The organism is Sporosarcina sp. Marseille-Q4063 (genome assembly GCF_018309085.1).
Classification (GTDB): domain Bacteria; phylum Bacillota; class Bacilli; order Bacillales_A; family Planococcaceae; genus Sporosarcina.
In genome coordinates, this window is sequence record NZ_CP070502.1 from 1,800,853 (window position 1) to 1,825,283 (window position 24,431).

Sequence of the window (24,431 nt, forward strand, 5' to 3'; positions counted from 1 at the left end):
AAGTAACTATACACTTCCATATTACAGGATAACCCTACTATCTACAACTTAAGCAGAAAGAAAAAAGAAGTGTTTAATTAAAGTAAAAATCATTTAAACGGCTTGTTTTCTAGGGCTTATAAAAAATCTAGATTTAATGAGAATCCCCTATGAATACCGCTTCGGCGCTAGAGAAAGATTGAACTGTATCTTTCCGCACTTTGTGGATGCCTCCCGCTAAATTGTTTTTTGTAGATTGTTGACGTTTCTGTTGTTAGTTATTTTTATAGTTATATCAAGACCTATTTAACTAATACTTTCTATTAATCATTTATTGTATAGGAATATCTAATTCTAATGTGCTCACTGAATAACCTCTCTTTCTACAGTGAAATTAGTTGATTGGAGTGGAGGGCGGCGACCATATACGTCAACTTAAGAAAAAATGATTAATATTCCTCTAAAGATGGTATAGATATTTACCATTTATAAAAAGGAGGATTCAATTATGAAAAACAAACATTCCGTTTTCACATTGAAACAACTGTTTGATTTTCTGTCGCCCAATCGAACTTTCTAAAATTGCCAAGGATACGAAATTCATACAAAGAAATCGTCAATTGAGTGTCATCAAATTTCTTGAAATTCTTTTTGCTGAACCCGGAAATATCGCAAAAAAATCTTTAACTGAACTATGTTTAGGTCTATCTCACGTCGGTGTAACTATGTCCAAACAAGGTTTTGATAAAAAGTTTAATGAGAATTCAGTCGCGTTTTTGAAAGCAGTTTTTCTTGCGTTGTTTACGATACAAATGAAGCTATCTATAGATAAAACAACTATTAATAGCACAATCGACTTTAATACGGTTCGGATTTTAGATGGAACGTCAATTAAGCTCACCAAAAAACTCCAGTTTTTTTATCCAGGGACTGTAGATGCAGGAGCTAAGTGCCAAATCGAGTTTGATTATCTAACAGGAAGGTTTATATATATGGAAATTCAAGCTGGAAAAGCGGGAGATAGTGCTTCGGGAATCAAGCGGCTAGAATCACTTCAGAAAAATGATTTAATTCTTCAAGACCTTGGTTATTTTCAATATAAGATATTTGAAAAGGTAGATGGAAAGCAAGCTTTTTATGTGTCACGCGCTCCGGCAGATACAATGTTTTACGTAGACCATCCAAATCCTCGGTATCATAAAGATGGCAAGATCATGAAAATGTATGCCTATGAACGGCTTTATCTCGAGGAAGAATTAAAGACAATGAAACGAGGAACAATACGGGAATATCCGAAGGTCTATTTGGGAAAACAAGCAAAATATCCGACTCGACTGGTAATTTATCGAATGACCCATGAACAAGAGCAAAGACAAGAAGAACGGATTAAAAGACGTGGACAAACGAAACCAGGTAAAATCAAGAAAAAATCTTATGATGTATCAAGTATCTCGGTCTATGTAACGAATCTTCCACAAAAAGTGCCGGCAGAAGAGGTCCCTCAATTATATCGGTATCGTTGGCAAGTTGAGCTTGTTTTTAAGTCATGGAAATCAGATATGGAGGTTGATTTCTATCGAAATATGAAAAAAGAGCGATGGGAGTGTCACTTTTATGCGGAATTAATTCTTTTACTCCTTAGCTTATTAATTACTTATCAGCTTCGGGTTTATTTTAAAGAAGAAAGAGATATCATTCTAAGCGAACAAATCACAATGTGTGAGGTTAGTAAGAGGATTTGGAAAATTTGGCAAGCAAGGGATCAATTGGAGTGGGAAAATCTTATCAACGAATTAATAAAAGGGTTGGCCAGGCTCGGTCGTAAAAATATAAAGAAAATAAAACCAAGAACTGACCAACAACAAAAATAAAACAATCAAATTTTTAAAAGAGAATGGGGTGTGTCTTATTTAGTAATGCCAACAATCTTAAGCATTTACTGAACGATTCCCTTTAGACGAATAAGGTAAACATTTTTCGGCGAAACATTGTGTTTTATTGAAAATTTGATGATGAAGAGCTGGTTTAAAGCTTAAGTTGACGTATATGGGGCGGCGACTCCCGCGGAATTAGCGAGACAGCCGAGACCCTGCAGGAGCGTAGCGACGAAGCGGCTCGGCGCTCGCCCGCAGGAAAGCGCCGCCCGGAACGCAAATCAACGAGCCCTATAGAACCACGTAATTGAATAATGATTGTTCCATTTCGCTTTTTAACTTCCCAGTTTCTGTGGTTTTATTTGCCAACCTCAACCTTTCCTTAAATCGCAAAACAAAAAGTCTAGAAGAAGAATATAATAATTCTTCTTTCTAGACTTTACTATTTCAACGATTCATTTCCAAAAATCATCAAAGACTGTTATCGGCATATGGCGTTTATGCATGGACCTGAGATAATACTGTTCGAGTCGTTCCCGCGGTTCTTCAGGAATCTCTTTTCCTTCAAGATAATCATCGATATGGTCGTAAGTAATGCCTAGCGCTACCTCGTCTGGAATTGAAGGCTTATCATCCTCTAAGTCCGCAGTCGGAACTTTTGTATATAAATGTACAGGGCAATCCAATTCTTTCAATAATTCCTTACCCTGTCTTTTATTCAAACGGAATATCGGCATGAGGTCGGCACCGCCGTCTCCGAACTTCGTATAAAAACCAGTTATCGACTCGGCCGCTTGATCGCTTCCGAGCACAACGCAATTATTCATCGCGGCTACTGAATATTGAACTTTCATACGTTCTCTGGCCTTCTCATTTCCTTTTGCATAATCGGATAGATTCACGCCGATCTCGGTTAATGCCCGTACGCTCGCATCAACCGATTCCTTGATATTAACAGTGTATATTTTAGTCGGTTGAATAAAGTCCAATGCATCCTGACAATCTTTTTCGTCAAACTGTGTACCATATGGCAGTCTAATCCCGATGAATTGATAACGATCGGTCTGATTTTCGTCATTTAATTCATCAACGGCGATTTGTGCGAGCTTGCCTACCAACGTAGAATCTTGGCCGCCTGAAATCCCGATAACGAATCCCGTTAAAAATGAATGCTTTCTTGCGTATTCCTTCATAAAATCCACTGACTTCCGAATTTCCTCTTGTGGATCAATGTCTGGTTTAACTTTCAATTCAGCAATAATTTTCTCTTGAAGCGACATCATCGTTATCTCTCCTTATTCGTGCGTATACTCTTCCACCATCTCTTGGATTTCTTGAATATTACGCATTTTATTATCCCAGCACTTTTGACTTAAGTCGACAGGATATTCTTCCGGATTCAGAGATCGTTTGTATTCTTCCCATAACAGATCTAAATTTTCTTTTGCATAATCTTGCATTTCAATCAAACTTGGATTTTCATAAATAACTTTACCCGCTTCCACTACTTGTACATGTAAGTTTTTCGCCTCGAAGTTCGTGACAAACTTAGAGATGAATGTATGGACGGGGTGGAACATTTTCAAACGCTTCTCGGCTGTCGGGTCTTCATCATGCATCGTTATATAATCGCCTTCAGCTTTTCCGTTTTCACGGTCGATAATTCGATATAATTTTTTCTGCCCAGGTGTTGTCACCTTTTCTGCAGTCGATGAAATTTTAATCGTATCTTCCATTTCACCTTCATCGTTTTCAATTGAAACAATTTTATAAACAGCTCCAAGGGCTGGTTGGTCGTATGCAGTAATTAGCTTCGTGCCAATTCCCCAAACATCTACTTTTGCACCTTGCGCTTTTAAGTTCAAGATTGTATATTCGTCCAAATCATTAGAAACGACGATTTTGGCATCCGGGAAACCGGCTTCATCCAACATGCGGCGAGATTCTTTTGATAAGAATGCAATATCTCCGCTATCTAGACGAATCCCTTTGAAGTTAATTTTATCGCCGAGTTCTTTCGCTACTTGAATCGCCGTCGGAACGCCGATTTTCAATGTGTTGTACGTATCGACTAAAAACACGCAATCTTTATGGCGTCTTGCATAAGAATGGAAGGCTTCATATTCACTTTTAAATGCTTGTACAAGTGAATGAGCGTGGGTTCCCGAAACCGGAATACCAAATTTCTTGCCTGCCCGAACGTTGCTCGTCGCTTCGACGCCGCCGATAATCGTAGCGCGCGCGCCCCAAATTGCAGCGTCCATTTCATGAGCACGTCTTGTTCCGAACTCCAATACCATTTCATCTTTTGTCACTTGCTTGATGCGACTCGCTTTCGTTGCGATTAGCGTTTGGTAATTAACGATATTTAAAAGCGCGGATTCGATTAACTGCGCTTCTATTAGCGGAGCTTCAACACGTAGAATTGGTTCATTCGCAAATACGAGTTCCCCTTCTACCATCGAATAAACATCGCCGGTAAAACGAATATCTTTCAAGTAATCGATAAAATCATCTTCATAGTGAAGCTCTTCTTTCAGGTATGTCAAATCACTTTCGCTTAGCTTAAAATCTTTTAAGAAGTCCAAAATTCGTTCTAATCCTGCAAATAAGGCATATCCGTTTCCGAATGGTAAGCTTCTGAAAAACAATTCAAAGACGGCCTTCTTATTGTGAATCCCATCTGCCCAATATGATTCGGCCATATTAATTTGATATAAGTCTGTATGTAATGCATTGCTATCGTCTGCATAAATTGAACTCATGTCAATCTCCTTCTCCCAACATTCAAATAGTCACTAATAGTATACACTAAATACCCTTTTTCAACGTCATTCAATCACCTACGTGGATTTCGGGCACAATTTCATCCAAAAACTTTCAATCCTACAGCACCTGCGATAATACAAGATAAAAAGACGAGACGTTTCCAACTTGCGGGTTCTTCGAAAAATAAAACGCCCATTAGAACAGCACCCGCCGCTCCAAGTCCGGTCCATATCGCATAAGCGGTTCCCATCGGAATGTCACGCATTGCGAGCGCCAAAAAAATAAAGCCGAACGTAAAGGTGACAACGATGAGTAGCAACCGAGACATTGATTTCTGTTGTATGTATAAATTAATACTCATAACGCCAAGTATTTCTCCTAAACTCGCAATCACAAGATATACCCAAGCCATTTGCCTGCCTCCTTTACGATGTTAGATCGACCTGCGACTCTTTTTCACCGCTATCGGTCATTTTAATCCCAACGACGCCAACGATGATTAAACCAATAAACAATACTTTCATAAGAGAAAACGCCGCATCAAAAACAATGAAATCAATCAGAACGATTGCAGCAGCACCAGAGCCGGTAAACACGGCGTATACGGTTCCAGATGGTAATTTTTCGCAAGCTTTAATAATAAAGTAAAAGCTGAAAACAATCATGATCGTTGTGCCTGCCCACTCCAAAAACGAGCTGGAATAGCGCAATCCAATCACCCAGAAAACTTCTACAAATGCCGCAAAAAGTACGTAGAGCCAAGCCACATTTATTTTCCCCTTTCCGCATATATTCTTCTATTCACCTGTTGATTCTCCTTTAAGTATACCCTATTGTTACATGTATATAGGGTTATCATGCCCAATAAGAAATGGGGTCATGTTATGTATCTATTTATCGTTAACTTACAGTCTGGCAATAAAAACACATTGAAAAACTGGAATGAAATCGAAAATCTATTGATTGAACGACAAATCCCATTCGAAAAGATTTTGAGTAATTCACAAGTTGAAACAGAAACGTTTATTTCCAAACATCTACTAAATAATGCCTTAAATGCAGTTGCCGTTATCGGCGGTGATGGAACGATAAATTCTGTCATTCAACAATTAGCTGTAACGACTATCCCGCTTGCAATCTTCCCTTCTGGATCTGGTAATGATACTGCCAGAATGTTTCAATTAACCGACAACCCTAAAGAATTCGTGCTGAAGATGCTGACTGGTAAAACGACTGCGATTGATTTAATTAACGTAAATGGACGGTTCGGCATTACTGTCTCAGGCACTGGTCTCGATTCTGTCATTGGGAATCAAGTCAATCAGTCATTTTACAAGCCGATTTTCAATAAGCTCGGGATTGGTTCTTTTTCCTATATAATTGCCGCCGTTATTACATTACTAACTTTCAAACCATTTAACGGAAAACTGACGATTGATGGTGAAGTTCTTGTATTAACGAACGCTTGGCTTGTTGCTTGTGGCAATACCGCCTCTTACGGCGGCGGTTTAAATATTTGCCCACACGCGCTTCCGTCAGATGGTTTTCTTAATATCACGCATCTTCATAATGCCAATCGACTAAATGTCCTGTTCCGCCTATTCCCTGATTTGCTTCGGGGAGGCCCGGTTACGAAAGAAGGCGTGTTTTACAATGCTGGAAAGGAAATAACGCTTGAAACAAATCGACCGATTCCTGCAATTGTTGATGGAGAAATTACCACGTCAACTCCGCTGCATATAACTATTCGCGAAAATGCTCTACTTTTACTTTTAACTAATTAATCACCAAATACTTTTACATTTTTCCAACGGCCAAATCGATAATAAAGGAAAGCAAAAACGCTGCTAATCGCAAAGCTGACACCAATACCGAGCGCAATCCCTTTTTCTCCGAACATGTTCGAAAGTAAATAGGTTAGCGGATACCGCAGTATCCAAAATGAAATAATATTTAGTACGAGGACCTGGAACATGGCGCCGGAAGCCCTTACAGTACCATTCAATATAAAATTAATGCCAAGGAACGGATAGAAAAAGGCGACCATTTTTAAATAGTCCGTACCGAATCGGGCAGCATCCGGCTCTTTAATAAAAAGCCGGATGCCGTGAGTAGCGAATAGGAACATTATTAACGCTAGCATCAACATCACAATCAAATTATAAATAAATCCATATAACGTAATTCGATGCACGCGGTCCCACCTATCCGCACCAATATTTTGGCCCGCCATACTATTAACGGCTACACCAAGCGCTTGCGCAGGCAACATAATGAGACTATCCAATCGTTGCGCCGCACCGTATCCCGCAACTACTGCCGGACCCAAAGACGCGATGACGCTCATGATTGCCATTGAACCAGCTGAAATAACACTCATTTGTAAACCGGACGGGATCCCCAATTTCAAAATATCGAAAACTTCACTTCGTGCCGGCAAATGTGGCTTGATAAACGGAACAAGATTTTTTCGCAAGGTGAAAAAGAGACCTGTACCGAACGCCACGCCTTGCGATACGATCGTCGCATAGGCAGCCCCCTCTATTCCCCACCCAAATGTATATATGAAAAGCGGGTCAAGAACGGTGTTTAGTATGACCGCAATTAATACGAAATATAAAGGCGTTTTCGAATCTCCGACGGAACGAAATACCGTTCCAATGAAGTTGTAGCCGAATAAAAATAACATACCGATAAAATTAATTTGCAAATACGATGCCGCCATGTCAATCATCGCATCAGGCGTCCCGAGTAGAATCAAAATGCGTTCCGCCATAATAAATCCGATTAATCCCAAGATAATAGACATGCCGGATAACATGACGACAAATGCGTTTAAATAACGCTTCAGTCCTTCTTCGCTTCCCTTTCCTTTTTGTTGCGACAATATAGTGAGTGCGGCATTATTTAATCCGATCACAAAAGAAAGAACCGTAAAAATGACTGTACCCGATGTGGCTACTGCCCCTAGCGCGTCTGAACCAATTAAATTTCCAACCCAAAGACTATCGATAAATTGATAGGAGATTTGCAAAAGGTTGGTAAGGATAATTGGTGCAGAAAAAATAAAGAGCTGTTTAAAAATATTCCCTTCCGTAAAATCATATTGTTTCGCCACGTCAAAACTCCTTTCCCCGAGTCTGGAAATTATCAAAGTACTATCTACTTTATCAGAATTAGATTTTGAATACGAAAGCCTGAAACTTTTATCCGTTCATTTCGTACAGTATTAATAGATAGTGAGGTGGTTTAATGTTTGGTGAAATGAAAATACGTCATTTGCTCGGGGTTACCGCATTATTTTTAGTACCGACAATGGTGTTCTTGTTTTTCTTGATACTGTTTAATGCTGTGGATTTTGAATTTGTTTATGCGATATTCGGGCTTGTTTTTTATGTGCTTGTTCCGGTTATATTCTTTGGCTATCATTTTAGAAAACAAAAACTTTCTATTCGTCAAGTCGTTTATACGAAAGGCGTCACGCGGTGGATACCTTCAATCTTCGTTATCGTCATCATTTCCATCGCTTTTTCATTAAGTGCATTTTGGCTATATTTATATTTACTAAGCCCGGTACTGCCCTTTATTGTGGATTTTTTATTGGAAGAAACACCGATGCCTGAAAGTGGCCTGTACTTAATTATTGAAATTGTCATGATTACAATTCTAGCGCCAATTGTCGAGGAGTTCTTTTTTCGCGGAGTCATTCTTCAGCGGCTTATCAAAAAGAGTTCTGTTTGGGGCGGCATTTTAATATCTAGCCTCTTATTCGGTATTTTGCATGCTGATATTATCGGGGCATTTTTGTTTGGCGTGATTACAGCCCTTTTAGTTATACGAACCGGCAATTTACTGATTCCAATTTTATTGCATATGCTCAATAATACACTCGCTGTTTTATTAATGTACGTTCCACCAGCATGGATTGAATGGCTCGACGTGATCGCTATTACTACCCGTTCAGATGTTGCAGCTACCGCAGGGCCCCATATCATATTATTAATAATAAGCAGCATCTTGACCGCCATTATTGTTTATCGATTGGGCAAAGGCATTACTAGCGAAAAATTATCGATGAGGAGCTAAAGCCGACACGGTTTAAAGCTCCTTTTCAAATACATTTTTCTTTTAAAATAAATAGCTTGTTTTCTTTGTCATATAGGTTAATACTAAGAATAAATGGATTGTCGTGAATTATTATTATTTCATAAGGGGACTGGCTTGATGGATGGGTTAATAAATATCTTCCGAAAAAGGGAAGTAAAACGGATTATTATTTTCGCTTTAATTATTTTCATTCTTTTTAGTGTTAGAAGCATGATCAATATCATCTTACTGACATTTATATTTACATTTTTAATGAATCGTCTTGTAGAATTTACGGCTAAACGCGTGCCTATAAAGCGCACTTTACTCGTCTTACTTCTTTATTCCATCATTATAGGAATCATGACAGTAGGAATCGCCAAATATTTACCAATCATTACATCGGAAATCAGCCAACTTGTCAAAAGGATAACAACTTTTTCTGCACCATCGCAAGACAATGTCCTAATTAACTACATAGAAACGGTAATATCGAGTGATAAGATTGCTACCTATTTAGAAGACGGGTTTTCTTTTCTGTTGAAATCATTCACTGATATTAGTAAAACGAGCATTCAAGTATTACTTTCGTTAATTTTAAGCTTGTTCTTCTTACTTGAAAAACCGAGATTAAAAGAATTCACGGGCAAGTTCAAGAATAGCAAAATTGCGCCTTTTTATTATGAAATCGAGTTTTTCGGAGAAAAGTTCACACGCACTTTCGGAAAAGTGATTGAAGCGCAATTTATCATTGCCATCGTCAACACGATCCTATCGGTGCTTATATTAACCGTACTTGGATTCCCGCAAATAATTGGATTAGCCATTATGATTTTCTTTTTAGGACTCATACCTGTTGCGGGTGTGATCATTTCCCTTGTCCCTTTAACTATCATTGCCTTCACAATTGGTGGTTATCTAAAAGTTATCTACCTTTTCGTCGCTATCATGATCATTCATGGGATTGAAGCGTATATCTTGAACCCCAAACTGATGTCGTCAAAAACAGATTTACCCGTTTTTTATACATTCGTCATCCTTATTTTTTCTCAACATTTCTTCGGTGTCTGGGGTCTGATTATTGGAATTCCAGTATTTGTATTCCTACTTGATGTTCTTGACGTTACGAATAAAGAACCAATAAGTTCAAAATAAAAACTGTCTGTCATCCTTATCGATAGTGGATGACAGACAGTTTTTAAGTTCATTTATAAAACGTTTCAGGAATAGCGCCGATTGTTCTTCTATGATATAAAAGTGGCTCTTTTTCCTCGTTATGTATATCGAGTACTTCACCAATCATAATTGTATGGTCGCCAGCATCAACTTTTTTAAACACTTTACATTGTAACACAGCTAATGAATCAGATAGAATTGGTAAATCGAATTCGGATTTTTTCCAATCACACTCACCAAACCGGTCCTCGACTCTGCTAGAAAACAATGTGCATAAATCTTCTTGGTCTGATGCCAAGATATTAACCGCGAACTTTTCAGTTTTCAGAAAGTCCTTGTATGAACCAGCTCCGTTATTAATTGACCATAAGACTAGCAAGGGTTCTAAGGATACGGACGCAAACGAATTTACCGTTAATCCCATCGGCTTATCATTTTCATCGAATGCAGTTACAACTGTGACCCCCGTCGGATAATTCCCCATTGCTTGTTTAAAACGATCTATTTGATCAAGATTTCCCACTTTAGCAACTCCCTTTCTACTCTATCAATTAAAATCATACCAAATTCATTATAATCTTACTTGCTTTTTGATTTGCGAATAAAAACCGGACTATATGCAGGAGAGCTCACACGCTTCATATGCAAAACATAATGAGCGAAATTCAGTGCCATTCCTCACTATGCCTACATATGTATATATACAAGAAGCTATATAAAAAAGCGGGATAATAATTGAAAAAATATTGATTATTTGATTAGCAACTCACCTATTTTTCTTATAATAAATAGGTATTTTTTTATACTATAAGTAAATAAATATTCAATGAAACGAATGCGGACACACGAAAAACAGTTCCTCAACCACTAAAGGGGATTGAACTTTATCCCTTGCGCTTTTGCGTTAAGATGCAGAGCAAATCCCCCCTTGGAGTCTAGACGTGGAATAACCATGCAATTAGTTATCCACAAATTCAAAATTAATTAGTTAAAAACCATTTGAACCCAATAATATAATAATGTTAAAGTTACAATTGTTGAAATCGGTATTACAATCAACGATACACTTAAATAATCTTTCCATGTTATTTTTATCTTGTTCCTTCTTAGGATACTCATCCAAATAAGAGATGCTAGTGTACCTATAGGCAGCAACAATGACCCCATGTCACTACCAATAATATTTGCAAGATAGATGGTCTTTAAAGTAATTGGATCTAGTCCCATTTCGGTTAAAGTAATCGTTCCAATCATTAAAGCTGGATGATTATTAAATAAGTTAGAAAGTACCGATACTAACCCGCCCATAATAAAACTGGCTTGAAATAATCCTTGATTTACAATTGGTTCACATAACTCTACCAACAACTCTGTTAGTCCAACATTATGTAAGCCATATATAATCACATACATAGAGAAAGCAAAAATCAGAATGTGCCACGGGGTCTTCTTCAATATATCCACTGGGTTCGTCCGTAAATGATACCATCTCCATAAAAGCAGGATGACCGATCCTAGAACCGCAACAATCTCCATGGGAACGTTGATATATGATGCTACAAAGAGTAAACAGCGTATTACAAAGACAAATAATAATATTTTCATCATAAATTGTGTACGTTTGCGCTTTGTTTCAATAGAAATTTTTGTTTTCAGTGGATGGAAGTTTTTAACGAAAAAGGAATCCTCGATATCCAAAATAGTATTAGGAATTTTTTTGGGTAGTTTATTTCTTAGTACTAAATACATCAGGCCTGACATAAATAACAATCCAAGTGTTGCTGGGACAAACATCATAGCCGTGTGCATCCAGAGTGACATATCAACGATTTTCAAAGCGATCAAGTTAACAATATTACTGACTCCAATTGGTGCGCTGGAAGCTGTTGCAATGAGTGCGCCACTTAGCAGGTAAGGTATTTGTTGATGTGGTTTCAGTTTTATATTTTTTAGTATTAAAATTAATATCGGAGTCGTAATCAGGATGCTACCATCGTTATTAAATAATAGCGTCATTAAAAAACATAGTAACTGGATATACCAATATAGACGGCGGCCCGATCCCTTTGAGAGTCTTGCGAGTTTTGCAGCTGCCCAGTGAAAAAACCCGAAACTCTCCAATATTACAGCCATGACAATCGTTGCTATAATGGTAATAGATGCACCACCAATTTTACTGATAATATCCATGATGTCCATTTTTGATACAATCCCGGATATTATTATTATTCCTGCACCAATCGATGCTGGCCACGCCTCATTCATTCCTCTAGGTCTCCAAAATATGACTAACATAGTCGATATAAACACCAAACAGGCGATTACAATTTGAAAATCCATACATATACATACCCCTTCATTTCACCAGAATAATAACCTTTAAATTGTTTGTCCGTTTTTTTATGTATATTCGCCTTATATAACAAGGAACGAGATGAATGTCCAAGTCTATCTAAATCTATTTTTGTTCCAACTGAAAAAACACCTTTAAAATAATCTACCGTTGTTTAACTACAAAAAAACGCCTACCCAATGGATAGACGATCGCCTCAGAATAATTATGATTTTTTCATTATGCTCGTAATCGTAAAACTCATATAAGAACGCTATTATGTAGATACTCCCTATGTCAGACTGTTGCTATTTTATTGGTCAACCCAAAAAGGGCCCCCCTTCTCAAAATTTCAAATCAAAAGCGGAACCCAAGTAGCTCACTAAATAAGTGAATGCAAACTGGACATATGCAAAAAACCTTAAGGAATACACTTATTTCACACCTGATGGAGAGTTTTAATATGTCGAATGTTCCGGTAGATATAATGTGATCTTGCTGTTTGAATCTCAACGATTTGATCTTCGACATTATTTATTTTCCCAATATGGTTTTTCTTTTCACCCATATTAAACACGACGAGTTTGTTTTTTAAATTTTTAACTTGGGCTTCAAAAGTACTTGCAAGCAATTCATTATTTGAGTGTACCAAGAAGTTTTGGACATCCAAGCCATAGGGCTTTTTATTTTTAAAATAAGGAATTAGCCATTTCAGATGATTTAATGCAATATACATCGTTTTATAGACGGGAGAATGAAATACGAAATAGTTATCTTTAATACTCGTAATAATCCCATGCAAGGGTTGACTACCTGTTACGTAAATTTCAACAAACTCATTTTGGGCCTGCGTGAGAACCTTTACAATTGATAAATCCTCTTTATCATCATCGTCCATAATAATGCTAGGAAACTCTGTAGGGACATTTATTTCAAAGTCATCAATATGATTAGTTGTTAGACATTGAATATGATTTGTAGGGATGTACACAAAATCTGTTCCGTTAAAAAGTATAAGCACGTCGCTACCCAGGTCAATAAGAGTGCCGTTCATTAGTTTCTTCCCCGAAATCTCTATTTGAACAACTTCCTTTACAAGACTTTGAATAATTTTTTTCAAGTTAACATCTCCTTCTATATTAAAATATCCAAATTAACCCCAGATACAGACTGAGTAAGCCGTTAATCAAACTCCATTATCACTTCCAACCAATAATGCTGCTCGCGAATGCTTAAGATCAAAATAGTTTTTTGGTCATATTTCATTTTTTAATCTTTCATCTTTCAATTGACAATACATCTTTTCTGCATGTTTCATTAAAGAATAGTATTGCTTCTTTATCGTTGCTTTTTCATTGTGGATTTCTTTCCTTACAGGTAGATAAAAAATTTCTAGCGGCATAAAACAATCAGGACAATGTTGCATTTCAACGTATTTTTTAGATGCATGCTTCATTAAAGCATAGTATTGCCTCTCTAATATCGCTTTTTCTTCTTTGGGATTTTGTCTTAATGAAAGAGGGGAGGTATATGTTTCAACAGGTTTGGTTTTTTCAACCAATACATCAAAATTCTCATCACTTTTCAATTTATTGTTTGAAGTATTATCACCAGTTGGATGACTTAATGATTTCATACGTTTAGAACGGCGCGCTACTTTATAAGAGTCTTCTTCATGGACTGGAAATTCAATTGCCCGATCTAATTCTTTTTGACTAATTGCATGTTGAATATTTTTAATGGTACAACAGGTAGTTTTTAACCTTCTCTTTTTCTTACGCCTGACCCGAGGAATGATATGCGTATATTGTTCGTCACTAATAATACGATTTTCAATATGTTCTTTAGTTTCTTTTATGTTTTTTGATTGTATATGTTTGATTCTAACTCGTTCTTCGTGCTGATTCACTTGTATTTCTTCTTCTTCTTCTTCTTCTGCTGAGGAGTCTAACTGTTCTTTGGATTCATCATTTATACGAGGAGCGATGTCTTGAATAATTCTTTCCTGACTGGGTTCTTCATTTCGTTCGTTATCTTCAATCTTTTCCGCCAAATCCAGTGTGTCCAATTGTAATAAGCCAGTTTCCTTTATTGTTTCATTCATTGGATGAGTCTCTGGATGTTCATTTGTAACATTAACAGAGTCTGTTTCCACTTCAGTTAGTTTCATATTTATGGGCACTTCAACAGATTTTTCAGATTCAATTTCGTCAGTTGTTTCTATTTGTTTTACGATAACTTTCTCATTGTGCTGATCATGTTCTAATTCTTCATCCAGCGAAGAGTTTAACTGTTCTTTTGATCCATCATTCATACGAGAAGCGATGTCTCGAATAATACTTTCTTGTTTAGGTCCTTCTTGTCGTTCATTATCTTCAGTCTTATCCGCCAAATCCTGTGTATCTAATTGCAATAAGCTAGTTTCCTTTATTATTTCATTTATTGGATGGATCTCTAGATGTTCATTAATAACATTTACAGTGATTTCGGTTTCCACTTCAGTTAGTTTCGTCTTTATGGACACTTCAACAGATTTTTCAGATTCATTTTTATCAGTTGCTTCTATTTGTTTTACAATAACTTCTTCATTGTGCTGATCATGTTCTATTTCTTCATCCTCCGTGGTGTCCAAATGCTCATTTGTTTCTACATTAATATGAGATGAGGATTCCTCAATAGCTGGTTCTTTGTGGATATGAGCATTTCGCTCTTCATATTGCCCTTTATAAATGTTTGATATATAAGATTTTCGAATATAAAGTTGTTCCATATTATCTATTAAGATGATGTAATCTTCCGATACTTTGCTCAACATTCCGAAATATGCCTGTTTACCTAAACTATTAACGCTAACCCAATTGTATTGCATAACCATCAATACATCCGCTAATGTATCTATATTAAGATAAGGAACTTTTTTGGGGAGAATGCGTAAGCCTTTAGAATTTTTTGAAAGACCCTGAATATGTTCGAGAGCAATATAAAATACGTTTTGATCCACGTCAACAACAAGGTGGTCTTTTTTAACATCTAACAAAATTCCTTCTACAAATTGATGGTCACTTAAAAACAAAACAATTTTCATATCTTTAAGGACGCTTAACGCTTTCTTAAAGTTTTGCTTTTGCAATTTTGGGGCGCCTCCTTTATAGAATATTCGCCGCTTCCGATCAACAGAAGCGACGAATGCATTAAATAGCTACTTACTTTTCTTTTGTATCTTTTTGTTTCTTTTGTTCATTTCTCTTTTCTTGATTTTTCCCGCCAGATTCTTTTGCACTTTCCTCGGCAGCTGCTTTTTCAGCAGGCTTCATTTTTTCAACTTTAACTCCGTAGCTTACGTTACGGATATGAAACATGGAAAGCCGAATCACTTCTTCGTTAGCGACAATTGTTACATAGTCTTCATTGATATCATCTAGTACTCCTTCAAGCGTTTCAGGACCACCACGGTTAACTTTTATCCAATGGTATTTTAACTCCTCTAAAACACTTTTAAAGTTAGCGCCTTTTTTATACTCAAAGTCTTCGGGAATCTCAATATTGTATTCCATTTCATTTTTCGCATTAGCCGTTAAACTCTTGATATGGTGTGTTTTATAATAAACAATTCCTTCGTCCTCGGTAAGCATCGTAATGCAATCCTCATCAACAGCAAGCAGCTTGCCAATACGAGATTCAGGGCCCCCCCTATCTACTTTAACTACTTTATCAACTAAAGTAATCAACATTTCTTTTTTCATAATTTCCTAACCTCCTTTTATAGTATCCTACTATCTATATGTTTATTGTTTAGGCAAAGTAATGGTCATTAGCCCACTTTGTACTAATAGGTTAAAAACTTTAATTACATGCTTCTTCAAGTTCATTAGACTAGCTGCCGACACCAAAAATAAACTATCGAATACAATGGGATATATTCTAAAAAGGGGGGATATTTATGCCGAAAAAAGGAAAAAAAGCTAGGATCCATCATTCAACAACAGGTACTACATCAACAGGTAAGACAACTACAGGTACTACGTCAACGGGCAAGAAAACAACTGGTACTACGTCAACGGGCCATACAACAACTGGTCATACGTCAACTGGCAAGACAACAACAGGCACTACGACGACAGGCAAGAAAACAACAGGCCATACAACGACAGGTACTACGACAACAGGCCATACAACAACAGGTTGTTGATGTAGGTGATTCAACTACTGCGGCATGACCAATCACTTATCGGTCATAAAGCAGTAGTTAACAATAATTACCCCATCCCTTAATCAGTGGACCTGAATAATTGAAAGGAAAGAGATTGTATGTCCTATCTAATTCCATCTTATATTTTGAAAATCAAGGAAAAGAATCTAAATGAGTTACGAGGAGATGTTTGGAGCAATGACCCTGTTCCAGCTTCTTTGAAGGTGGAGAATGTCAAATATGATATAGGAATTGCCTATCGTGGATCTTATACACGGAAGTTTCGCAAAAGATCCTATCGAATTGAGTTTAACGACCCGAAATTATTCTCTGGGGCCCGCGAAATTCATCTTAACGCCGAATACAGAGACCCATCTCTCATCAGAAATAAACTTTCTTTTGATTTCTTTAATGACCTTGGTGTCTTATCACCACAAAGCCAACATATTAATTTTACTCGCAATGATTCTCATAAAGGTGTCTATTTACAATTGGAGTCCGTTGATGACTTGTTCTTGAAAAAGAGAGGCCTACCTTCTGGACCCATTTATTATGCAGTTAACAATAACGCTAACTTTTCTATTATGAGAGACGAAAAAATGAAAGACTCGCTTATTTCAGGATATCAAAGAGCCTTAGGAAACGATTCAGACAATGACATCCTTCATGATTTTATAAATAAAGTGAACACCATACCTCTACCAAATTTCCCTGATGAAATTTCCCGTCTTATCAATATTGATAAATTTTTACGTTGGCTCGTCGGAGCTGTTTGCTCAATGAATAATGACGGTTTCACCCATAACTATGCTCTGTACCGCAATAGTGAGACAGGGTTGTTTGAAATCATCCCTTGGGACTATGATGCAACTTGGGGACGAAAAGTCGACGGAGGAATCATGCATTACAAGTATGTTCCTATGGAAGGCAAGAAGAACAATCATCTTTGCTATCTGCTTATGAGATTCCCGGAATTCCGTAATCTTTACAAAAACATCTTGGAGGAAATCTTGGAAACAAAGTTCACTGTTGCCTATATGGAAGATAAAGTGATTTCTCTGCATGAAGCCCTGCGACCACACGTCCTTATTGATCCTTATAAAAGAAAGAAGATTGACACATTCGATCGTGAACCCGAATTTATTTTTCAATTTATTCGCGACCGCAACAAGTATTTGAAAAAGAAACTGGCCAACTTTGACTAATTAATCTTATGCGTTATCTTCCTTAATTCAAAAGATAAATTGACCTTGTAGTACAGAAAGGAGATACTGCTTGTTACCAATATGTATAAAAGATACTGGAAAATACGGTAAAGGGATATATGCTACACGTGATATTAAAACAGGTGAACTCATTGAGGTATCTCCTGTTTTAATTTCATCTAAAAATGAGTGGAAGTATCTGAAGAAGACAGTACTTTTTGATTACTGTTTCACTTGGGGGGAAAATTACGAACAAATAGCAGTGGCTTTGGGATTTGGATCATTATTTAATCACTCATTTACTCCAAATGCGATGTTTATTAATAATATAGGTAACCTGTCCATCGATTTTTATGCGATTGTTGATATTAAAGCCAGCGAGGAAATTACTATTAATTACAATGGGGATTCTGATGATAAATCGCCATTATGGTTTGATGTACTAGAATAAACAGGAGATCATGTGCATAACAGTTTAGGCCTTTCCCTCTTTAAAATGAAGGGAAAGACCCTGTTTTAAATTCATATGAGGCAGTAGCATACTAAAACAGTCACTCATAATGGGTGCCTGTCTTTGTTTGCATTCAGAACTACTTAAACTCCAACTGCGCTATTTGTTTTATTATAAAATTCAACAAAGTTGTTTAAAACTAAGTCCAAGAAATCAATTGTCGCTTGATCCGTTATTTCACCAGTTTCGTTCATTTTCGTGTGAACGGAACCGATATACACTTCATTACCCGGAAGTATAACCGGGGCAAGTGCTGGATTTGAAAGAATTTCTCTCAGGTGCATTTGTGCACGTACACTTCCCAATACGCCCATGGATGAACCAATGATGAATGCAGGTTTGTCCTGAATAGTAAAGTCGCCGCCGCGTGATAACCAGTCAATCGCGTTTTTCATTGCACCTGGTATGGAGAAGTTATATTCAGGAACCGCAAACAAAACTGCATCGGAATCTTTCACATTATCTTTAAAATCCTGAACGTTTTCGGGAGGCGTATTCTCTATATCAATCGAAAACATTTCTAGGTCATTTATAAATACCGGAGTGATTTCCAATTTATCTGCATGGCGCTTTCTCAAATGCTCCACTATTTTCAAGTTATATGATGTTGAACTCGTACTTCCAATAATCGCTTTTACTTTGATCTTCATTATATAAGACTCCCCTTTTAATAATAATTTTAGTAATACTGCTAATCATGGATTATCTTGCGATAAAAAGAAAGAACGCGGCCTCTATATTTTGACAGGCTTAATTATCCGCGCAGGATTCCCGCCAATTACTACATTGTCAGGTACATCTTTCGTTACAACTGCACCCGATGCAATGACGACGTTACTTCCTATTTGAATTCCGGGATTAATGACGGCTCGTCCACCGATCCATACATTATCACCAATACATACCGGTTTCCCATACTCGGTTCCCCCAATTCTTTCCATTGGGTTTAGTGGGTGTGTCGCTGTATAGATATGTACACCCGGTGCAATCAAGCAATTATCCCCGATTCGAATTTCGCATACATCCAAAAAAGTGCAGTCAAAGTTTGCAAAAAAGTTCTCGCCGACATGGATGTTATAGCCATAATCGCATCGAAAATCCGGCTCAATTTGAATGTTTTTTCCCGTTGAACCAAATAACTTTTTCAGTAAATCTATTCGTTTTTCGTCTTCTGTTTCCATTGTTTGATTAAATATCCTCGTAAGTCTTCTAGCATTACAACGCTCTTTAACCAATTCTACGTCATCTGGGTTATACAAGTCGCCATTCAACATTTTATCCTTTTCAGTTCTCACATTGCATCCCCTTTTTATTTACGTAAGAACCATTCTACATATTATCCTTGAATAAAACTTGCAAAAGGCTTCTCGTTATAAAATAACGAAAAGCCTTTTTTTATTGTATAAGATGACTCATCAAACTAAACACTTCGATTTCAAGCTCAACTCGATCATCTGTTTCAATGGTGGGTTGCGGGTAATACCAGTTAATTTCGTCATCTTTATAAACACCTTTGAATTCCGCCCCATTGAATGTAAGTATAAACTGTTGGCATTCGTGAATCTGCCCTTGAAACAGTGGTTCTGCCAGTCGGAATTTTTCAATCATACATTTATCCTCCAATACATCATGCATTTTTCTTTACTGTTTTTGTCGTTTTCTTTCGCGCTGCCGGTTTCTTTTTCGTTTTATCAAGCGAGGCTTGAAGTGCAGTCATTAAATCCATCACATTTGATGGCATGTCCGGCCCTTTCTCACTCGGCGTTACCGTCATTTCGCCCGATTTCTTCTGTTCAATCAATTCCAGTAAAGCAGATCGATACTCATCGTTATATTTAGCGGCATCAAATGTCGTCGTCAATTGTTCAACCAACATAAGTGCCGTATCCAATTCTTTCTGAATAACTGATTCTGCACTTGGAATGTTCGGAACTTCCTGGACATTACGTACTTCATCTGGAAAATGAATTGTTTCCATCAGCAATGTGTCGCCGTAAACACGAACGACAGCTAGTTGTTCTTTTGAACGAATGACAATTTTGGCTACCCCTATTTTACCGGAATCCCCGAGAGCTTTTCGCAACAATGCATATGCTTTTCCCCCGCCGCTATCCGGGGCCATAAAATAACTCCGTTCAAAGTAGATGGGATCGATTTCTTCTAACTTCACGAATTCGATAATTTCTACAGCCTTGTCTTCATTTTCTTTTTTCAGTTGCTCCAATTCTTCTTGATCTAGAACGACGAATTTATTTTTCGTGTACTCATATGCTTTGACAATTTCCTCATTTTTAACTTCTTTATCGCATATCGGACAAACCTTTTGATAATTCACTGGCGTATTGCATTCTTTGTGTAATTGGCGGAGTTTAACATCTTTATTTTCGGTCGCCGCATGAAGCTTCACTGGGATATTCACCAATCCAAAGCTGATACTGCCTTTCCAAACTGTATGCATTTGCTACTCACCCGCTTTTTGGCTTATTATGTGTGCCATGATTAAATTTATGTATAAGAAATAAATTTAATCGAATCCTAAGAAAAACGAGGAAGAGGTTCAGAACGATGAAACCGATGCTTTTAACGTCAGCAAATGAGATTCCAGTTGGCAATGAGTGGATTTATGAAGTAAAATACGACGGTTTTCGTTGTATTTTAATTTGGGATGATAAATCACCAACTTTCATTAGTAGAAATGGCAACGACCTTACTCATCTGTTTCCCGAAATCATTCAGTTTTACACTTCCATTTATGAACAAGTAGCTCCTTTTCTTCCGATAACTGCAGATGGTGAATTAGTACATTTAATCAATGAGTTTAAAAGTGATTTTTCAATCGTTCAATCACGCGGCAGAATGCGAAATGAAAAAGTTATTTCGAAACATGTTGAAAAACATCCATGCAGTTATATTATGTTCGATCTTCTTCGTATTAAAGGAAAGGATTTGACGAATTCACCTTTATCGACTCGAAAGGCGGAACTCCATAGGATTTTTCAATCAACCGGAAACATTCAAGTCATCGCTGTTTACGAAGATGCGGATCTAGTGTGGAATATAGCACAAGTAAATAACTCGGAAGGTATCGTTGCGAAAAGAAAAACAAGTGACTGGATGGGTGGACAGCGAACAAATCAATGGCTAAAGATTAAAAATTGGAAGTACGTAACCGTTGTTCTGACGAAATATAATCAAGAAAACGGCTATTTTCACGGTTCTGTCTACCAGATGGAAAGTTTGGTAGAGATTACTGTTTTTAGATACGGCTTTACGGACGAAGAAAGACAGACTTTAGTCGACTTTATTCAAAAAAAAGGCACGAAGGTAGCGCAAGATAATTGGGAATTGTCCCCATTCATTTGCGTTGATGTTGCCTGCATCGATTTTGACGGAAAAAAGCTGAGAGAGCCACGATTTCATAAATTCAATTTTGATATTAATCCGGGACAAGTGAACTGGCGAGAAATGCAAAAGCAACTTCATCCCATACCGCCGTCTATTCAAATAACGCACCCCGATAAGCCTATTTGGCCAGCCATCGACATTAAAAAAGATGATTATTTATATTACTTGCAGCAGATAGCTCCTCATCTTCTTCCTTTTCTACATGACCGTCATTTGACAGCAATACGTTTTCCACACGGTGTACCAGGAGAAAGTTTTTATCAGAAAAACGCACCCGATTATACACCTGACTTTATTGCTACAAAACAGCATGAAGATATTCGTTATATCGTTTGCAATGACCTTCAATCTTTATTGTGGTTGGGAAATCAGCTTGCGCTCGAATTTCATGTCCCGTTTCAAACAACGAATACGAATTGTCCAACTGAAGTTGTATTCGACCTTGACCCTCCATCAGTCAGTGCATTTTCATTGGCGATTGAGGCAGCTTTAAACATGAAAGCCATATTCGATCAATTCAATCTTCAATCCTTTGTTAAAACATCCGGTGGCAAAGGAATACAAGTGTATATTCCATTGCCAAAAGACGTTTTCACTTATGAAGATACGCGGATATTCACAGAATTTGTCTGTCGTTTTTTATGCGAACAGAAGCCGCAATCGTTCACAATCGAACGGCTAAAGAAAAATCGGCATAACAAATTGTACTTGGACTATGTTCAACATGCTGAAGGAAAAACGATTATCGCTCCGTATTCCCCTAGAGGCAATGAGCAAGGACTTATCGCGACGCCATTATACTGGGAGGAGGTGACTGACAAATTACGGCCAACTTTATTTCCAATGCCAGTCGTGTTAGAACGAATTAAAAACCAAGGCGATCCCTTTAAAAACTTTCGAGAGATTGGAGAAGAGCAAAAATTTGAAGTGGTCCTTAATCAGTTAAGAGATTTGATGAAGTAAAAAAGAAGTCTTTCAACGAACTACTGAAAGACTTCCACTTCGATTTAATTATCGGACTTTAATAATTCAATAAAACGATCACCAAGTTCACTTGTTGAAGCTGTTCCACCCAAATCGGGCGTCAAGCTATCCTTTTCGGTCAAAATTAGCTCGAGGGTTGACAGAATACGCCTTCCCCATTGCTCTTCCCCGAAAAAGTCCATCATCTGACTTACCGACCAAATTGCAGCAAGTGGATTCGCAATACCTTTTCCGGCAATATCCGGAGCAGAACCATGAACAGGCTCAAACATCGAAGGATATTTTCGTTCAGGATTTACATTCGCCCCCGTCGCTAGTCCCATCCCGCCTGTTATCGCCGCACCGATATCGGTTAAAATGTCTCCAAATAAATTGGATGTGACGACAACTTCAAAACGTTCGGGTTCCGCAACAAAATATAAACTTGCTGCATCCACTAAGTAAGAATAAGTTTGCACATCTGGATACTCCAAGCCGACTTCTTCAAAAACTTCATCCCAAAAAACCATCGAATAATTCAACGCATTCGCTTTACTAATGCTCGTCAATGTTCGATTAGACTTGCGAGCTTCTTCATAAGCATAGCGAATGATGCGCTCCGTACCTTTACGAGAAAAGACGCCTGTTTGCAGTACGACTTCTTCAGGCTTCCCTTTAAATAACCAATCTCCCGCCCCCGCGTACTCACCTTCACTATTTTCACGAATGACAAGGAAGTCAATTTCTTTTCGCGTTTTGTCTTTTAACGGCGTCAATGTCGGATTTAGAAGCGTAATCGGACGAATGTTTACGTATTGGTCAAATTCTTTTCGAATACGAAGCAGCAAATCCCATAAAGAAATGTGATCAGGAACTCCGGGATACCCAACAGCTCCAAGATAAATGGCATCAAAAGATTTTAATTGTTCGATACCATCGTCTGCCATCATTTTCCCTGTTTCTAAATAATATTCGCAACCCCACGGAAATTCAGTGAACTCGAAAGCAATTGTCGGATCAAGCTTTTCAATCGCCTTTAAAACTTTCGTGCCTTCTGCAACAACTTCCGGGCCTATCCCATCTCCAGGTATAAGCGCGATTTTAAATAGTTTCATCATTTCCACCTATTTTCTATGTATTTATATTGAATCGTAATTTAAGCTTACATGAATTCATTATGCAATTGTAAAAAATGTAGTTGTAAGATGGTTCATTTCCTTTTCTTACGGGTATTTGATGACTAGCAGGTTGTAGAGTTTTTGCTTGGAAGGAGATCAATATGTTTGGACTTTCTGATATACTCTCATTAATCATTTCAGCATTTATTATTCTACCTGTTGTTACATTCATTAGGGAAGCTGGTTATTTTGTAATCAGCGGGATTTTTGGTGTTAAAAATCCAAGATTGACGATTGGTTCGGGTCCGCGCGTATATAAAAAATGGATGTTTGATATTAGAAAACATTATCATCTTTATAGTTGGTTTTCTTATGACGAGTTAAAAAACACGAGCAAGTTAGCCTATATAGCGATTTATGCTGGTCCGATTCTCATTAACATGTCTCTTGCATTAACTTTAAATGCCCTGCTAGCCAACGGTTATCTCCAGGATTACAAAACATTTTTTGATCGATTTGTTTTTTATGCGTTCTATTATGTCCTTTTCGATATCGTTCCTATGTTTACGGTGAATGGAAAACCCAATAACGGAATGATTATTTACGAAATGATACGTTATGGAAGACGAACGGATAATAATAGCGAACCATTTATTCCTTCAACGACGAAAGTAGAAGAAGAATACCAGGCGGATATGGAGGAAATAAAAGAGCTTGAAAAGGAAATGGAATTGAAGAAACAGGAATTCATTGAAGAAATAGAGGAATTGGAAAGAGTGAAAGATGATGAATTAAAGAAATAAAGCTACTGAAATGCTACATGA

The 24,431-nt window shown here is 37.4% G+C and carries 24 protein-coding genes; 9 read left to right on the forward strand and 15 right to left on the reverse strand.

Features of this window, described 5'->3' with window-relative positions; all coding sequences use genetic code 11:
• The first annotated feature begins 527 nt into the window (after positions 1-527).
• Complete coding sequence (locus JSQ81_RS09245) at positions 528-1,850, forward strand: IS4 family transposase (protein WP_212605563.1); 1,323 nt, start codon at positions 528-530, stop codon at positions 1,848-1,850.
• 458 nt (positions 1,851-2,308) lie between these two features.
• Here the strand turns inward: JSQ81_RS09245 and nadE are convergent, their stop codons facing one another.
• From nadE to JSQ81_RS09265, 4 genes are all read right to left on the reverse strand, one after another.
• Positions 2,309-3,133, reverse strand: coding sequence for an NAD(+) synthase (nadE, locus tag JSQ81_RS09250; protein ID WP_212607609.1), 825 nt, complete (start codon positions 3,131-3,133; stop codon positions 2,309-2,311).
• A 15-nt stretch (positions 3,134-3,148) separates the two neighbouring features.
• On the reverse strand, positions 3,149-4,618 hold the full coding sequence (locus JSQ81_RS09255; RefSeq protein ID WP_212607331.1) for a nicotinate phosphoribosyltransferase: 1,470 nt from the start codon (positions 4,616-4,618) through the stop codon (positions 3,149-3,151).
• Positions 4,619-4,719: 101 nt separating this feature from the next.
• A complete protein-coding gene (locus tag JSQ81_RS09260; protein ID WP_212607332.1) occupies positions 4,720-5,034 on the reverse strand; it encodes a DMT family transporter in 315 nt (104 codons plus the stop codon).
• Between the two features lie 13 nt (positions 5,035-5,047).
• Positions 5,048-5,389: a DMT family transporter gene (locus JSQ81_RS09265; RefSeq protein WP_212607333.1), complete on the reverse strand. Its 342-nt coding sequence runs from the start codon at positions 5,387-5,389 to the stop codon at positions 5,048-5,050.
• A gap of 117 nt (positions 5,390-5,506) precedes the next feature.
• Here JSQ81_RS09265 and JSQ81_RS09270 point away from each other — a divergent pair, with 117 nt between their 5' ends.
• Positions 5,507-6,406 carry a diacylglycerol/lipid kinase family protein gene (locus JSQ81_RS09270; protein WP_212607334.1) on the forward strand — a complete coding sequence of 300 codons (900 nt, stop codon included), beginning with the start codon at positions 5,507-5,509 and terminating at the stop codon, positions 6,404-6,406.
• Here JSQ81_RS09270 and JSQ81_RS09275 read toward each other — a convergent pair.
• Positions 6,403-7,740 (reverse strand): MATE family efflux transporter, encoded by a 1,338-nt coding sequence (locus tag JSQ81_RS09275; RefSeq protein ID WP_212607335.1) that lies wholly within the window; start codon positions 7,738-7,740, stop codon positions 6,403-6,405. The genes JSQ81_RS09270 and JSQ81_RS09275 overlap by 4 nt on opposite strands.
• 134 nt (positions 7,741-7,874) lie before the next feature.
• On the opposite strand from JSQ81_RS09275, the gene JSQ81_RS09280 reads away from it, so the two are divergent.
• Both JSQ81_RS09280 and JSQ81_RS09285 read left to right on the forward strand, forming a co-directional pair.
• Positions 7,875-8,708, forward strand: coding sequence for a CPBP family intramembrane glutamic endopeptidase (locus JSQ81_RS09280; RefSeq protein WP_212607336.1), 834 nt, complete (start codon positions 7,875-7,877; stop codon positions 8,706-8,708).
• Between the two features lie 138 nt (positions 8,709-8,846).
• Positions 8,847-9,863, forward strand: a complete 1,017-nt coding sequence (locus JSQ81_RS09285; RefSeq protein ID WP_212607337.1) for an AI-2E family transporter — start codon at positions 8,847-8,849, stop codon at positions 9,861-9,863.
• 49 nt (positions 9,864-9,912) lie between these two features.
• Here the strand turns inward: JSQ81_RS09285 and JSQ81_RS09290 are convergent, their stop codons facing one another.
• From JSQ81_RS09290 to JSQ81_RS09310, 5 genes are all read right to left on the reverse strand, one after another.
• A complete protein-coding gene (locus tag JSQ81_RS09290) occupies positions 9,913-10,368 on the reverse strand; it encodes a flavin reductase family protein (protein WP_212607610.1) in 456 nt (151 codons plus the stop codon).
• Between the two features lie 500 nt (positions 10,369-10,868).
• The gene (locus JSQ81_RS09295; protein WP_212607338.1) at positions 10,869-12,224 is read right to left on the reverse strand and encodes an arsenic transporter; all 1,356 of its coding nucleotides are present in this window, start codon (positions 12,222-12,224) and stop codon (positions 10,869-10,871) included.
• Positions 12,225-12,655: 431 nt separating this feature from the next.
• Positions 12,656-13,336: a DUF2642 domain-containing protein gene (locus tag JSQ81_RS09300; protein WP_212607339.1), complete on the reverse strand. Its 681-nt coding sequence runs from the start codon at positions 13,334-13,336 to the stop codon at positions 12,656-12,658.
• Between the two features lie 135 nt (positions 13,337-13,471).
• Positions 13,472-15,346, reverse strand: a complete 1,875-nt coding sequence (locus JSQ81_RS09305; RefSeq protein ID WP_212607340.1) for a DUF2642 domain-containing protein — start codon at positions 15,344-15,346, stop codon at positions 13,472-13,474.
• Between the two features lie 73 nt (positions 15,347-15,419).
• On the reverse strand, positions 15,420-15,959 hold the full coding sequence (locus JSQ81_RS09310; RefSeq protein WP_212607341.1) for a hypothetical protein: 540 nt from the start codon (positions 15,957-15,959) through the stop codon (positions 15,420-15,422).
• A gap of 197 nt (positions 15,960-16,156) precedes the next feature.
• On the opposite strand from JSQ81_RS09310, the gene JSQ81_RS09315 reads away from it, so the two are divergent.
• From JSQ81_RS09315 to JSQ81_RS09325, 3 genes are all read left to right on the forward strand, one after another.
• The gene (locus tag JSQ81_RS09315; RefSeq protein ID WP_212607342.1) at positions 16,157-16,405 is read left to right on the forward strand and encodes a hypothetical protein; all 249 of its coding nucleotides are present in this window, start codon (positions 16,157-16,159) and stop codon (positions 16,403-16,405) included.
• A 119-nt stretch (positions 16,406-16,524) separates the two neighbouring features.
• Entirely contained in the window at positions 16,525-17,610 is a 1,086-nt protein-coding gene (locus JSQ81_RS09320) for a CotH kinase family protein (protein WP_212607343.1), read from the forward strand.
• Between the two features lie 70 nt (positions 17,611-17,680).
• Entirely contained in the window at positions 17,681-18,061 is a 381-nt protein-coding gene (locus JSQ81_RS09325; protein ID WP_212607344.1) for an SET domain-containing protein, read from the forward strand.
• 143 nt (positions 18,062-18,204) lie between these two features.
• On the opposite strand, the gene JSQ81_RS09330 is transcribed toward JSQ81_RS09325, so the two are convergent.
• The 4 genes from JSQ81_RS09330 to JSQ81_RS09345 form a co-directional block, all read right to left on the reverse strand.
• Complete coding sequence (locus JSQ81_RS09330) at positions 18,205-18,771, reverse strand: NADPH-dependent FMN reductase (RefSeq protein WP_212607345.1); 567 nt, start codon at positions 18,769-18,771, stop codon at positions 18,205-18,207.
• An 84-nt stretch (positions 18,772-18,855) separates the two neighbouring features.
• The gene (locus tag JSQ81_RS09335; protein ID WP_212607346.1) at positions 18,856-19,416 is read right to left on the reverse strand and encodes a sugar O-acetyltransferase; all 561 of its coding nucleotides are present in this window, start codon (positions 19,414-19,416) and stop codon (positions 18,856-18,858) included.
• Positions 19,417-19,516: 100 nt separating this feature from the next.
• Complete coding sequence (locus JSQ81_RS09340) at positions 19,517-19,729, reverse strand: hypothetical protein (RefSeq protein WP_212607347.1); 213 nt, start codon at positions 19,727-19,729, stop codon at positions 19,517-19,519.
• Positions 19,730-19,748: 19 nt separating this feature from the next.
• Entirely contained in the window at positions 19,749-20,579 is an 831-nt protein-coding gene (locus JSQ81_RS09345) for a non-homologous end joining protein Ku (RefSeq protein WP_212607348.1), read from the reverse strand.
• A 107-nt stretch (positions 20,580-20,686) separates the two neighbouring features.
• Between JSQ81_RS09345 and JSQ81_RS09350 the strand changes: the two genes are divergently transcribed.
• Complete coding sequence (locus JSQ81_RS09350) at positions 20,687-22,489, forward strand: DNA ligase D (RefSeq protein ID WP_212607349.1); 1,803 nt, start codon at positions 20,687-20,689, stop codon at positions 22,487-22,489.
• A 44-nt stretch (positions 22,490-22,533) separates the two neighbouring features.
• Here the strand turns inward: JSQ81_RS09350 and JSQ81_RS09355 are convergent, their stop codons facing one another.
• The gene (locus JSQ81_RS09355) at positions 22,534-23,604 is read right to left on the reverse strand and encodes a tartrate dehydrogenase (protein WP_305849486.1); all 1,071 of its coding nucleotides are present in this window, start codon (positions 23,602-23,604) and stop codon (positions 22,534-22,536) included.
• A gap of 164 nt (positions 23,605-23,768) precedes the next feature.
• Between JSQ81_RS09355 and JSQ81_RS09360 the strand changes: the two genes are divergently transcribed.
• A complete protein-coding gene (locus JSQ81_RS09360) occupies positions 23,769-24,410 on the forward strand; it encodes a hypothetical protein (RefSeq protein ID WP_212607351.1) in 642 nt (213 codons plus the stop codon).
• Positions 24,411-24,431: the final 21 nt, after the last annotated feature.